This window comes from Streptomyces sp. NPDC024017 (assembly GCF_040638895.1).
In the GTDB taxonomy this organism is placed as follows: Bacteria; Actinomycetota; Actinomycetes; order Streptomycetales; family Streptomycetaceae; genus Streptomyces.
Window position 1 is genome coordinate 95,177 of sequence record NZ_JBEZYZ010000014.1, and the last position, 13,026, is coordinate 108,202.

Genomic DNA, 13,026 nt, shown 5'->3' on the forward strand with positions numbered 1-13,026 from the left:
CACAGCGGTGTTTCCGGGGTCCGGAAGGCCGGCGGTGGTTGGGTCGCGGGAAGGCGGGCGTCGGGCGTGGCGGTGCGGGAGGCGGGACAGGGCGGCGCGGACGCGGGCGGGTACGCGGGTGCGCATGCGGGTGCCTATGCCGAGGGGTACTCGGGTGGCTGGGCCGGTGGTCACACCGGTGGTCACCCGGGCGGATCCGGCGGCACGCACGGGGGTGGGTGCGCCTGCGGGGACTGCCCGCACGGGGCGCGCGAGGGGCACCGGCGGGCCGTCGCCGCCTTCCTGCGCCGGCGGGACGAGTTCGCGGCCGGGCAGGGGCTGCCGGCCGCGGTGGCCCACTCCGCGTCGGCCTCCCGCCAGTGGGTCTCCGAGGAACTGGCCCAGTCCGCCGAGCAGGTCGCCGAGCGGGGGCGGGCCGAGGGGCAGGCCTGGCTGACGGGCCTGTGGCGGCGCACGGCGGGCGTCGTGTGGGCCGCCGTGGTGGTGCTGCTGCTCGGGCAGGCCCTCACGGCGGTCGGTGCGGGCTGGACGGCGGCGCGTACGGCCGGGCTCGCCGCGGCGCTGGTGATGGCGCTGTCGCTGACCGCCGCGTCGTGGTTCCACCGGGCGAAGGGCGGGGTGCTGGCGCCCGTGATCGGTGAGGACAACCGGCTGTCCACGTCCCGTACGGTCGCCGCCGCGTGGGTGCTCTTCGTGGCCTACTCGGTGCTCGTCCTCGCGGGGCGGCTGGCCGCCGCCTCCCGGCACCGGGACCGGGACGCGCTGCTCTCCGGGCTGGAACTCGCCCGGGGCGCCGGGGTCGTGACCGTGCTCGCCGTGGTGTGCGGGATCGCCGTGCTCGTGCGGCGGGTGGTCGGGCTGCGGGTGCTGGGGCAACGGCTGCAGAAGGTACGTGCCGGCCGGCCACGGGCCGCCGACCTGCTGACCGACGACGCGGGGCGGGGCACCTTCGCCGACATCCAGTACGTCGTGATCAGCGGTGTCGCCCTGGTCTTCGCGGCGGTACGGCTGGCCAGGCGGCCGGAGCAGCTGCCGGATCTGCCGTGGGGGCTGGCCGTGGTGGTGCTGGTGTCGGCGGCGACGTATCTGGCCGGCAAGTACGCGGAGGGCGGCCGGCCGGTCATCCTCTCCGTGGTCCGGGCCCGGGAGGCGGGTGACCTGGACGGGCCGATCCGCACCGGGGACGACATCGAGATCCGGGGCGCCGGCTTCGTGCCGCCGGGGGCGCAGGGAGCCGACCGGCTGGCCCGGATGGTCGTGCGCGTGGGCGCGGTGCATGTCCACGTGCCGTTGGTGCCGGTGCCCGGGGGGTTCCGCAACCCCACGGACACGCTGCTGACGGTGCCGGTGCCGGCCGATGTGGAACCGGGGCGGGTGGAGGTGCAGGTGGTCACCGCGGCGGGGGTGGAGACGAACCGGTATGCGGTCGACGTGACGGAGTGAGGGCGCGGGAGGATGCCGTCCCGACGGGCGTGAGCCGGCGGCACCGACGCCGGTCGCGCCGCTCCCTACCCGCCACTTGACGACCCGGCAAGTCGGGAAAAGCCGTTCGCGCCGGGATTGAGCGCGGTTCGTTCGCCGTACGTATGGTCTGTTGAGGGGGTCTCGGCATCGGCGGCGAGAGGCGGCTAGCAGCGATGACTCACAGTATGCGCACGGATACGCACACCCCCCACTTCGGCCATGGGGGAGGCTGGCGGGACACCGCCACCCGCTACGCCCTCCTGCCCCTGCGCATCTTCCTCGGCGTCACCTTCATCTACGCCGGCCTGGACAAAATCACCGACAGCGCCTTCATGAAGGACTCCGGTGCCGGGTCGATCGGCGACATGATGCGTGCCGTACGCGACTCCTCCGCCATCCCCGCCCTCGTCGACCTCTCCCTCAAGAGCCCCGTCGGTTTCGGCTACGCCATCGCCTTCGGAGAACTGGCCGTCGGCATCGGCACCCTGCTCGGTCTGCTCGCCCGGCTGGCCGCGCTCGGCGGCGCACTGATCTCCCTCAGCCTCTGGCTGACCGTGAGCTGGGCCTCCGACCCGTACTACTACGGCAACGACCTCGCCTACCTCATGGCCTGGATCCCCCTGATCCTGGCGGGCGCGCCGGTGCTGTCCCTCGATGCCGCGCTGCGATCGCGGCGACGGCAGCGAAGCGGCGGATTCCGGTGAGCAGGCCGCTCACCGTCACGCCGGGTCCGCGCCCCTGCGTGCTCCCTGGCGGCGTCGCCGTACCCGGCCCGTCAGGAACGCCACCGCGCCCGCCAGGCACAGCCCGCCCGTGACGAGGGGGATCGCCACGAACCACGGGGTCTCCCAGGCGCCGCCCGCGTCACCGGCGTAGAGGACGCCCGCCAGCACGAGGACGGTGCCGGCGACCAGCTTTCCGGGCTGGAACTCATGACGTAGCACGGGTCACCTCCACCTGTCCCATGCCGACCCGGAGGTCCAGGTCGATGGTGCCGGACTTCTCGGCGCCCTCGGAGGGGGAGAGGGTCATCTCCTTGTGCCGTCCCGGCTGCACGTCCACGTCCTTCGGGTCGTCGCCCGGCAGCTGGAGGTCGCCGATGCCCACCTCGACGTCCAGCCGCACGGTCACGTCCTCGGGCACGAGCACCTTGATCCGGCCCATGCCGACCTCCGCCCGCGTCGTGACCGTCTGCTTCCCGGACACGTCCAGCCTGCTCAGGTCCAGGGTGCCGACGCCGGTGCCCAGGTCGTATCGCTGCCGTACGTCCGCCACCGTGGCGGGCTGCCAGGTGGTGCGCGCCCAGTGGGTGTCGATGTCCTTGGGCAGGGCCGCCGCGCCGGCGAGCAGGCCGGCCGTGACGATCGCCAGGAAGATCGAACCGGCGCCGGTCCGGCCCAGGAAGGCGCTGACGGCCATGCCGAGGCCCAGGACGGCGAGCGCGCAGGCCAGGCCCGTCTGCAGGCTGGTGCCGAGCGGATGCCCGTCCCAGGTGCGGCTCGTGCCCAGGGCTCCGGCGAGCAGGGCCAGGAGGAAGACCCAGCCGCCGATCCAGCGGGGGCCGCGCGGCCGGGGCGGCCGGGGGCGCTGGGCGGGTATGTCCTCCCGGGTGCCGGGCTGGGTGCCGAGGCTGATGTCGACGGCTGCGGCGACATCCAGGTCGTGGGTGTCGCGGGGGCCCCACAGATAGCCCGTGCCGCCGATGTGGGTGCCGTCCTTGACGATCGGGTCGCGCCACCAGGACGGGGAGGTGAGGAGCACCGGCGGCGCCTGGGGCTCCGGCGGGGCGTCGGCGGCGGCCTGGGCGGCGATGGGGTCGGGGCTGGGTGCGCCGCGCTGGCGCGACCAGTAACCGGCGCCCGCGAGGATGAGGGAGAGGACGACGGCGAAGGTGAGCACCCCGCCGTTGTTCAGCATGGTCAGGAACACCCCGCTGCCGACCAGCGCGAACAGCACGGCCACCAGGGCCTGGCCGTCGACGCGGCCGGTGAGCAGTTTGCGGACCTCGTTCTCGTCCTCGTCGTCGTACGGGACGAAGAGCCAGGCGAAGCCGTAGAAGAGAAGGCCGATGCCGCCGGTGGCGGAGAGCACGGCGAGGGTGATGCGGAAGATCACCGGGTCCATGTCGCACTGCCGCCCGAGTCCGGCGCAGACGCCGGCCAGGGTCTTGTGGCGGCGGTCGCGGCGGAACGCGTGCGGCGGCCCGGCCGGGAGGTTTTCCTCGGGGGCGGCCGTACCGGGTGCTCCTCCCTGTCCTCCCGCGTCCGCGCGCCCGGGTCCCGGCCCCGTCGCGGCGTGCTCGTGATCGGTCATGGGTCCATGGTGACGGGCGCGGCGCCCCGGCGGGAGTCGGAACGACCCTGGCCGGACCCTGATATCGGCCCTGAGAAGCGGCTCGGGAAGCTTTCGAGGGGCGGTCCGCTCAGATCAGGGGAGCCTCAGGGGCCGACCCTGATGCTCCGGCCTCCCGCACGTGTGACCATCAATGGCATGTCGGAAGCCGCAAGCGCGCCCCTCGCCGAACCGCGGCCGCCGCGCAAGCTCTACCGCAGCAGTGACGGACGCTGGCTCGGGGGCGTGGCGCGGGGCCTCGCCGGGCATCTCGGGCTGCCCGTGATCTGGGTACGGCTCGTGTTCGTCGGCCTGTTCATGGCCGACGGCCTCGGCGCGCTGCTGTACGCGGCGTTCTGGTTCTTCGTCCCGCTCGGCGTCGGCGGTGTCGAGGCGCAGAAGCCGCCGTCGCCGGTGGCCGCGGAGACATCGCCCGAGGGCCGCCGCAGACTCGTCGCGCGCAGGCCCGACAAGGGCCAGATCGTGGCCCTGCTCCTCATGGTCGTGGTGGCCATGGTCTTCGTGGGCAACGTGAACCTCAGCGGCGGAGCAAGGGCGTACCTCTGGCCGATGGTGCTGGTCGGCGCGGGCGTCGCCCTGGTCTGGCGGCAGGCGGACAACGCCCGCCGGGCCCGCTGGGTCGAGGTCGGCCGCCGCCGGCGCACGGTCACGCTGCTGCGCTCGGTGGGCGGGGTGCTGCTGGTGACGGCCGGCGTCTCCGGCATCTTCGTCCTGCAGGGTTCCGCGGCCCACCTCGGCTCCGTCCTGCAGGCGGCCCTCGCGGTCCTCGTCGGGATAACGCTGCTCGCCGGGCCGTACCTGGTGCGTATGACGCAGGACCTCTCCGAGGAGCGCCTGATGCGTATCCGGGCCCAGGAGCGTGCGGAGGTCGCCGCTCATGTGCACGACTCGGTGCTGCACACCCTCACCCTGATCCAGCGCAACGCGGAGAACGCGAACGAGGTGCGCCGCCTGGCCCGTGCCCAGGAGCGCGACCTGCGCACCTGGCTCTACAAGCCCGAGGGCACCGGCAAGGACGAGGCCGACGAACCCACCACTCTCGCCGACGCCGTGCGGCGCAACGCGGCCGAGGTGGAGGACAAGCACGGCGTGCCCATCGAGGTCGTGGTCGTGGGCGACTGCCCGCTCGACGAGAGGATCGCCGCACAGATGCAGGCCGCGCGGGAAGCAATGGTGAACGCCGCCAAGTACGGTGGCGAGGGCGGCGCCGTACAGGTCTTCGCCGAGGTCGAGGGGAAGACGGTCTTCGTGTCCGTCCGGGACCGCGGCCCCGGCTTCGACCTCGACTCGATACCCGCCGACCGGATGGGTGTCAGAGAATCGATCATCGGCCGCATGGAGCGCAACGGCGGCACGGCGCGGCTGCGCGCGGTGCCGGACGGCGGCACGGAGGTCGAGCTGGAGATGGAGAGGGCGGAGAAGACGTCATGAGCGACCCGACCGAGGCGAACGGTACGGCGGGATCGGCGGAGGCGGCCGGGCCCGCGGAGTCGGGCGGTGGCCCCGGGCGTCGCGTACGCGTGGTCCTCGTGGACGACCACCGCATGTTCCGTACGGGGGTCCAGGCCGAGATCGGGCAGACCGAGCAGACCGGTGTCGAGGTCGTCGGTGAGGCCGCGGACGTCGACCAGGCGGTCACGGTGATCACCGCGACCCGGCCCGAGGTGGTGCTCCTCGACGTGCACCTGCCGGGTGGGGGCGGCGTCGAAGTGCTGCGCCGCTGCGCCCCGTTGATGGGCGACACCGAGCAGCCGGTCCGCTTCCTCGCGCTGTCCGTGTCGGACGCGGCGGAGGACGTGATCGGCGTGATCCGCGGCGGGGCCCGCGGGTACGTCACCAAGACGATCACCGGCACGGACCTCGTGGACTCCATCTTCCGTGTCCAGGAGGGAGACGCGGTCTTCTCCCCCCGCCTGGCCGGGTTCGTCCTGGACGCCTTCGCCTCCACGGACGCCCCGCCGGTCGACGAGGACATGGACCGCCTCACCCAGCGCGAGCGCGAGGTGCTGCGGCTCATCGCGCGAGGCTACGCGTACAAGGAGATCGCCAAGCAGCTGTACATCTCCGTGAAGACGGTCGAGTCGCATGTCTCGGCGGTCCTGCGCAAGCTCCAGCTCTCCAACCGGCACGAGCTGACGCGCTGGGCCACGGCACGCCGGCTGGTGTGACCCGGGGCGACGGGCCCACGCCCGGCGGGCCCGTCCGCCCACCCGGTCAGACCACCCGGGTCGCCCCCGCGTACGGCATCTCGTCCAGCGGCGCGACGCGTACCGGCGCGGAGGAGTTCGGCGCGTGGATCATCCGGCCGTTGCCCACGTAGATGCCGACATGGCTGATGCCGGCGTAGAAGAAGACCAGGTCGCCGGGGAGGAGTTCGGAGCGGGAGACGCGGCGGCCGGCGGCGATCTGGGAGTACGTCGTGCGGGGCAGGGCGACGCCCGCGGCGCGGTACGCGGCCTGGACGAGGCCCGAGCAGTCGAAGGCGTTCGGACCGGTGGCGCCCCAGACGTAGGGGCTGCCGAGCTTCTGGTAGGCGTAGGAGACGGCCGCGGCCGCACGGGAGTCGGTCGCCTGGGACGAGGCGGAGCCGGGGGCCGCGAGGGTGTCCCGTGCGCCCGTCGAGCGCGAGGCGCGGTCCTGCGATGCGCCCAGCCGGGAACGTTCCTGCACGTCGAGCCGGGACAGCAGCCGCCGTGCCGAGCCCAGCTTGCCGGTGATCGTCTCCTTGTGCTGCTTCAGCTCCGTCCGCCGCGACTTCAACGATGTCAGCTCGACATGGGCGGCCCCGCGCAGCTGCTCGATCTCCCGGAGCTGCTTGCGTACACGCGCGACGGCGGCGTTCTGCCGGTTGCCGGCCCGCTCGACGAACTCGGCGTTCTCGAGGTACCGGTCGGGATCGTCGGACAGGGCGAGCTGCACCGCGGGGTCGAGGCCGCCGGCGCGGTACTGCGCGGCGGCGACCGAACCCAGGGCGTCGCGGGCGGAGTTGAGCCGCTCCTCCTTGCGCGCCGCCTGGTCCTGGAGGTTCTTCAGCCGCTGCCCGGCCGCGTCGGCCTTCTCCTTCGCGCCGTTGTACTTCTCGGTGGCGACCTCCGCCTCCTGGTACAGCTTGTCCACCTTGGCCTTGACCTGGCCGGGGGTGAGCTGGGGCTCGGCGTGTCCGGTTCCGTCGAAGCCCGTCGCCGTCGCCGCGCCCGCGAGGGCGATCGTGGCGGCCGTACGGGCCTTGCCGCCACCCATCGAGCGCTGTCGGGGCTTGCGGTGCGCTGCCAACTGGAGGCCACGTCCTTTCCTCGACCGCCGACGGGTGCGTGCGGCCGCCGGGGGAGCGGACGGGCGGCCTGCGCGTCCGGCGACGGCCCGCACAGGGGGAGCGGACCGCCGCCGGACTTTTCGGCGGTGGTGTCCGACTGCCGCCCCTGGCCCGGGCGGCGGTGGGGAGCCGGGCACCTGGTGGAGGACGCTAAATGTCGCCGTCGCGGGCCGGTGGCAGGTGTGCGGAAGTGTTTCGAGAGGATCGGCGGTGACCGTATGCGACCGCGGCCCCGCCGCGGAGCCGTCGACTTCACTCAGCGTGATGACCGAAGCGCCGAATCATGAGCGAGTGACCGTGATCGGGTGCTATGGGGCGGATATATGCATCCCCGGGCCGGTGTCGGGTGGCCTCGGAGCCCCTGAATAGGCTCCGGCCTCATGGACGTACTCATCCACCTCTTCGTCGGCCTCCACATCATCGGCATCGCCTCGCTCCTGGGTGGCTTCCTCACCCAGATGAAGGCGATGGGCGAGGGTGCCGCCCGCTTCACCCCCGCGATGCTGCACGGCGCGCTGACGATGCTGGTCACCGGTGTGATCCTGGTCGGCCTCAACCAGGCCGACGACCAGTCCGTGAACAACATCAAGATCGGCGTGAAGCTGGCCCTGCTGATCGTGATCCTCGGCCTGGTCTATGTGAAGCGGGACGACGAGAAGGTGGACAAGGGCCTCTTCGGCCTGGTCGGTCTGCTGACCACGGCGAACATCTTCATCGCCGTCCTCTGGACCTGACCCGGGCGTGCCGGGCGGAGGCGAGGGCCCAGGCGGTGCACCCGAGCCACGCGGCCACCGCGATCCACAGCAGCGCCTCTCCGGCGACGCCGAGCCAGGGGACGTCGAGGGCGGCGGCGACCGCCAGGGCGGCCGCGGCCGTCACGGCCGCGGCGAACACGGTCGCCCAGCGCCGCACGTCGTAGTGGTGCCGGGGCCAGAAGAGCTCGGCGAGGAGCAGGGCGACGCAGGCGATCAGCGCGAGCACGAGCAGCGTGACGGTCGTCGTGCGCAGGGTGGCGGAGTTCTCCTCGTTCCACAGGTACAGGCGCGCGCTGTCGGCGTCGAGGAGCTGCGCCCCGGCCAGTGAAGAGACGGCCAGGGCGCCCGCCGCGAGCCAGTGGTCCCCGCGCCCCTCCTCCACCTGCCGGGGCTGGAAGCGGAACAGGGCGAAGCAGTAGAGGGCGAGCCCCAGCCAGAACAGCACAAGAGCGGCGTGGGCGAGCCAGGCCGCCGAGTCGGCCGCTGCGAGCGTGGCGCCGAGCACGGCGAGCCCCTGGGTGGCCACGCAGCGCAGGAACACCGTTCCCCGCCGCCCCTCGGCCTCCACGGTGAGCAGCACCGCCCAGAGCAGCACGGCGAGCGCCAGCAGCGCCTCGGCCAGGGTCTGCAGGCCGGCCGCGGAGAAGCCGGTGCCGAGGACGGCGGCCGCCGCCACGGCGGTGAGCGCGGCCGGCGTCTCCGCCCGCCACCCGCCGTGCGTCCGCTGGGCGAGCCCCGCGGCCGCCACCAGCCAGGCCGCGCAGGCCAGGGCGAGGGCGATGCGGGAGAGGACCTCGTACCCCGCCGGGTCGAGACCGACCGACACGATGCCGGTCGCCAGCGCATACGTCGCCCACCAGGTGGCAAACGGGGAGGGACCGGACATAGCGCCGATGCTAGAGAGCGCCGCGCGCGTTACGAGAGGGGCACGCGCGCGTGCCCCTCAAAAACGTGAGCGGACTTCTCAGGCCGGGCGCACCACGCTGTGGATCGCCGACTCGCCGTCGTAGTAGATCGACTCCTCGCGCACGTACGTGCCGGGCTTCGGGGCGTGGATCATCATGCCGTTGCCGATGTAGATCCCGACGTGGGTGACGTCGTCGTAGAAGAAGACCAGGTCACCGGGCTGGGCCTGGGAGAGCGGGACCGTGGTGCCGGCGTTCACCTGGTCGTAGGTGGTGCGCGGCAGGGTGACGCCGGCGGCCTTCCAGGCGGCCTGGGTGAGGCCGGAGCAGTCGTAGGAGCCGGGTCCGACGGCGCCCCACACGTACGGCTTGCCGATCTGGGCGCGGGCGAAGGCGAGCGCCTTGTCGGCCTTGGTGGCGTACGAGGAGTCGGCCGGGGCTGTCGAGGTGGACGAGCCGGAGGTCGAGGACCCCGAGGACGTAGACCCGCTGTCCTGCTGCTGAGCGGCCTCGTCCTGCGCCTTCTGCTGCGCGGCCTGCTGCCGGGCCAGCTCGGCGGCCTTGCGGGCCGCCTCCTCGCGCTTCTCCTTCTCGATCGCCGCGAGCCGGGCCTTCTCCTCGGCGGTCAGCTTCGACATCAGCTCGCGCGCGTCGGCGAGCTTGCGCTGGACGGTGGCCTTGGCCGTCTTCAGATCGCCCTGCGACTCGGTCAGCGTCTCCAGGCTGTCGGTGGCCTCCTGGCGCTTCTTCATCGTCTCGGACTGCTGCGTGACGTAGTCGTCGACCGCGACCTTCTGACGGCCCGTCATCCGGTCCATCAGCTGGTTCTGGTCGAAGTAGTCCTGCGGGGTGTCCGCGAGCAGGAACGTCGCCGTGTCCGGGGCGGCGGCGCCGGTGCGGTACTGGGCGGAGGCGAAGGAACCCAGCTCCTCGCGCGCCTCGTTGAGCTTCTGGGTGCGCTGGGCGACGTCGTCCAGGAGGGTGTCGACGCGCTTGCGCTGCTTCGCGGTCTTCTCCTTGGCCGCGTTGTACTTGTCGGTCGCCGACTCGGCCTGGCGGTACAGGTCGTCGACCTTCTTCTCGACTTCCTCGAGGCTGGGCTTGTCGTCGGCCTCGGGTGCGGCGTTGGCCGACTGGGACAGCAGGGCCACGGACGTGAGGGCCGCCGTTGCGAGGGCGGGGGTCCGTATGCCTGCCACGCGCGTACCCGTAGGACGCGACTTGCGGTGCGACGCCAAGGGAGGCGACTCCTTCCATGTTCCGCCTACCGGGTTAGCTGTCGGGTTCGGGCGGGTGGTTCGGAAGGTTTGCCCTACGGCCTTCTCCGCACAGGGAGTCGGGCCGATTCACCCCAGGTTCACGGTTGGGTCCCCGGCTCCGGCTGCCGCTGCGGCACGCCGGACTCGGCGGAGGCCGCGCGGCCCGGCGACGTTCGCCGGTGGGGGTCGTGCGGCCTGGTCGCACGGTAGCCAACTCGTGTGGCCCTTGTGAAGGTTGATGGGTGATATGCCCGATACATTTTCGTGACCTTATTCCTGAGCGTTGCGGAGAGTGAATGATCAGGGATGGTTGGTCATGGATGGTCCGCAATTGCGGGGGGTGTGGCAGACCGTGATCAAGCGGTCATGGAGGGCGACAATGGGCCGCCGGGCGGTCGGCGGGATGCCGGGAGCGGGGCGATGTTCTCAGGGCGGCGGCGGGCTGTCAGTGGGGCGCCCTAGACTCGGAGAGCGATGAGCAGCCTCTTTGACGACAGCTTCCTGGCGAACCTCCAGGCCCAGCGGGGCCCCGCGGACGAGCCCCCGCCGCCACCCGAGGACGATCACGTTCCGGAGCCGATTCCGGACGATCTGTTCGGCGGGAAGTTCGACGTGCCCCCGGACCGGGACGCCTACTACCGGGACGGCGCCCCCCGCCCGGTGGTGGACACCGCCGCCCTCCTGGAGGGGCTGAACGACAACCAGCGCGCCGCCGTCGTCCACTCCGGCTCCCCGCTGCTCATCGTGGCCGGCGCCGGCTCAGGCAAGACCCGGGTGCTCACGCACCGCATCGCCCACCTGCTCGCCGAGCGCGGCGCGCACCCGGGCCAGATCCTCGCGATCACCTTCACCAACAAGGCCGCCGGCGAGATGAAGGAGCGCGTCGAGCAGCTCGTCGGCCCGCGCGCGAACGCCATGTGGGTCATGACGTTCCACAGCGCGTGCGTGCGCATCCTGCGGCGGGAGAGCAAGAAGCTCGGCTTCACCTCCTCCTTCTCGATCTACGACGCCGCCGACTCCAAGCGTCTGATGGCCCTGGTCTGCCGTGACCTGGACCTCGACCCCAAGCGCTTCCCGCCGAAGTCCTTCAGCGCCAAGATCAGCAACCTGAAGAACGAGCTGATCGACGAGGAGGACTTCGCAGCCCAGGCCACCGACGGCTTCGAGAAGACGCTCGCCCAGGCCTACGCCATGTACCAGTCGCGGCTGCGCGAGGCGAACGCCCTCGACTTCGACGACCTGATCATGACGACGGTCAATCTGCTGCGCGCCTTCCCGGACGTCGCCGAGCACTACCGCCGCCGCTTCCGGCACGTCCTGGTGGACGAGTACCAGGACACCAACCACGCCCAGTACGCCCTGGTCCGCGAGCTGGTCGGCACCTCCGAGCACCCCGTCGACGTACCGCCCGAGGCCGAGGTCCCGCCCGCCGAGCTGTGCGTGGTGGGCGACGCCGACCAGTCGATCTACGCCTTCCGCGGCGCGACGATCCGCAACATCCTCCAGTTCGAGGAGGACTACCCGGACGCCACGACGATCCTGCTCGAGCAGAACTACCGCTCCACGCAGACGATCCTCAGCGCCGCCAACGCGGTCATCGAGCGCAACGAGTCCCGCCGCCCCAAGAACCTGTGGACCAACGCGGGCGCGGGCGCCACGATCACCGGGTACGTCGCCGACACCGAGCACGACGAGGCGCAGTTCGTCGCCGACGAGATAGACCGCCTCACGGACGCCGGCGAGGCGAAGGCCGGAGACGTCGCCGTCTTCTACCGCACCAACGCCCAGTCCCGTGTCTTCGAAGAGGTCTTCATCCGCGTCGGCCTGCCCTACAAGGTCGTCGGCGGCGTCCGCTTCTACGAGCGCAAGGAGGTCCGGGACGTCCTGGCCTACCTGCGCGTCCTGGCCAACCCGGAGGACTCGGTGCCGCTGCGCCGGATCCTCAACGTCCCCAAGCGGGGCATCGGCGACCGCGCCGAGGCGATGATCGACGCCCTGTCCCAGCGGGAGAAGATCAGCTTCCCGCAGGCGCTCAAGCGCGTCGACGAGGCGTACGGCATGGCCGCGCGCTCCACCAACGCCGTCAAGCGGTTCAACACGCTGATGGAGGACCTCCGCACCATCGTCGAGTCCGGCGCCGGACCGGCCACGGTGCTGGAGGCCGTCCTGGAGCGCACCGGGTACCTCGCCGAGCTCCAGGCCTCCACCGACCCGCAGGACGAGACCCGGATCGAGAACCTCCAGGAACTCGCCGCCGTCGCCATGGAGTTCGAGCAGGAGCGCGGCGAGGAGGAGCAGAGCACCCTGTCCGACTTCCTCGAGCAGGTCGCGCTGGTCGCCGACTCCGACCAGATCCCCGACGAGGAGGACGGCGACGGCGTCATCACGCTGATGACGCTGCACACCGCCAAGGGCCTGGAGTTCCCGGTCGTCTTCCTGACCGGCATGGAGGACGGCGTCTTCCCGCACATGCGCGCCCTCGGCCAGACCAAGGAGCTGGAGGAGGAGCGGCGCCTGGCCTACGTCGGCATCACGCGCGCGCGGGAGCGGCTGTATCTGACGCGGTCCACCCTGCGCAGTGCCTGGGGCCAGCCGTCGTACAACCCGCCCTCCCGGTTCCTGGAGGAGATCCCGCCGACCCACGTGGAGTGGAAGCGGACGGGAGCGACCGCACCCGCGGCCTCCGGGCCGGTCTCGGCGGTGGCGGCCTCGCTGTCCTCGTCCCGCTCGCGCTCCTCGGCGTCGGGCGCCTCCGGTTTCGCCACGCGCCGCACCTCCGAGAAGCCGGTGGTCTCACTGGCGGTCGGGGACCGGGTCACGCACGACCAGTTCGGGCTCGGCACCGTCGTCGGGGTCAAGGGCACGGGCGGCAACGCCGAGGCGACGATCGACTTCGGCGACACCAAGCCGAAGCGGCTGCTGCTGCGGTACGCGCCGGTGGAGAAGCTGTAGCGCCGTGAGGTGAGCCGGTGGGCCCC

11 protein-coding genes and 1 riboswitch are annotated in these 13,026 nt (G+C 72.2%); of the genes, 6 read left to right on the forward strand and 5 right to left on the reverse strand.

Features of this window, described 5'->3' with window-relative positions; translation table 11 throughout:
- Positions 1 to 66: 66 nt before the first annotated feature.
- Together AB0G20_RS32715 and AB0G20_RS32720 are read left to right on the forward strand one after the other, a co-directional pair.
- Complete coding sequence (locus AB0G20_RS32715; RefSeq protein WP_361308674.1) at positions 67 to 1,443, forward strand: hypothetical protein; 1,377 nt, start codon at positions 67 to 69, stop codon at positions 1,441 to 1,443.
- A gap of 194 nt (positions 1,444 to 1,637) precedes the next feature.
- A complete protein-coding gene (locus AB0G20_RS32720) occupies positions 1,638 to 2,168 on the forward strand; it encodes a DoxX family membrane protein (protein ID WP_361308676.1) in 531 nt (176 codons plus the stop codon).
- Positions 2,169 to 2,183: 15 nt separating this feature from the next.
- Here AB0G20_RS32720 and AB0G20_RS32725 read toward each other — a convergent pair whose 3' ends face one another.
- Both AB0G20_RS32725 and AB0G20_RS32730 read right to left on the reverse strand, forming a co-directional pair.
- Positions 2,184 to 2,408 carry a hypothetical protein gene (locus AB0G20_RS32725; RefSeq protein WP_361308678.1) on the reverse strand — a complete coding sequence of 75 codons (225 nt, stop codon included), beginning with the start codon at positions 2,406 to 2,408 and terminating at the stop codon, positions 2,184 to 2,186.
- Positions 2,395 to 3,777 (reverse strand): PspC domain-containing protein, encoded by a 1,383-nt coding sequence (locus AB0G20_RS32730; RefSeq protein ID WP_361308680.1) that lies wholly within the window; start codon positions 3,775 to 3,777, stop codon positions 2,395 to 2,397. Before AB0G20_RS32730 ends, AB0G20_RS32725 begins: the two co-directional genes overlap by 14 nt.
- Before the next feature lie 177 nt (positions 3,778 to 3,954).
- Here AB0G20_RS32730 and AB0G20_RS32735 point away from each other — a divergent pair, with 177 nt between their 5' ends.
- Positions 3,955 to 5,247 (forward strand): PspC domain-containing protein, encoded by a 1,293-nt coding sequence (locus tag AB0G20_RS32735; protein ID WP_361308682.1) that lies wholly within the window; start codon positions 3,955 to 3,957, stop codon positions 5,245 to 5,247.
- Positions 5,244 to 5,984 (forward strand): response regulator transcription factor, encoded by a 741-nt coding sequence (locus AB0G20_RS32740; protein WP_361308684.1) that lies wholly within the window; start codon positions 5,244 to 5,246, stop codon positions 5,982 to 5,984. Before AB0G20_RS32735 ends, AB0G20_RS32740 begins: the two co-directional genes overlap by 4 nt.
- A gap of 46 nt (positions 5,985 to 6,030) precedes the next feature.
- Here the strand turns inward: AB0G20_RS32740 and AB0G20_RS32745 are convergent, their stop codons facing one another.
- The gene (locus tag AB0G20_RS32745; protein ID WP_361308686.1) at positions 6,031 to 7,089 is read right to left on the reverse strand and encodes an NlpC/P60 family protein; all 1,059 of its coding nucleotides are present in this window, start codon (positions 7,087 to 7,089) and stop codon (positions 6,031 to 6,033) included.
- Between the two features lie 420 nt (positions 7,090 to 7,509).
- Here AB0G20_RS32745 and AB0G20_RS32750 point away from each other — a divergent pair, with 420 nt between their 5' ends.
- Complete coding sequence (locus AB0G20_RS32750) at positions 7,510 to 7,863, forward strand: hypothetical protein (protein WP_361308688.1); 354 nt, start codon at positions 7,510 to 7,512, stop codon at positions 7,861 to 7,863.
- On the opposite strand, the gene AB0G20_RS32755 is transcribed toward AB0G20_RS32750, so the two are convergent.
- Both AB0G20_RS32755 and AB0G20_RS32760 read right to left on the reverse strand, forming a co-directional pair.
- Positions 7,841 to 8,770: a hypothetical protein gene (locus AB0G20_RS32755; protein ID WP_361308690.1), complete on the reverse strand. Its 930-nt coding sequence runs from the start codon at positions 8,768 to 8,770 to the stop codon at positions 7,841 to 7,843. The genes AB0G20_RS32750 and AB0G20_RS32755 overlap by 23 nt on opposite strands.
- 78 nt (positions 8,771 to 8,848) lie before the next feature.
- The gene (locus AB0G20_RS32760; RefSeq protein ID WP_361308692.1) at positions 8,849 to 10,027 is read right to left on the reverse strand and encodes an NlpC/P60 family protein; all 1,179 of its coding nucleotides are present in this window, start codon (positions 10,025 to 10,027) and stop codon (positions 8,849 to 8,851) included.
- An 8-nt stretch (positions 10,028 to 10,035) separates the two neighbouring features.
- A riboswitch (cyclic di-AMP (ydaO/yuaA leader) is annotated at positions 10,036 to 10,208 on the reverse strand.
- Positions 10,209 to 10,522: 314 nt separating this feature from the next.
- Between AB0G20_RS32760 and pcrA the strand changes: the two genes are divergently transcribed.
- Positions 10,523 to 13,000 carry a DNA helicase PcrA gene (gene pcrA / locus AB0G20_RS32765; RefSeq protein WP_361308694.1) on the forward strand — a complete coding sequence of 826 codons (2,478 nt, stop codon included), beginning with the start codon at positions 10,523 to 10,525 and terminating at the stop codon, positions 12,998 to 13,000.
- Positions 13,001 to 13,026: the final 26 nt, after the last annotated feature.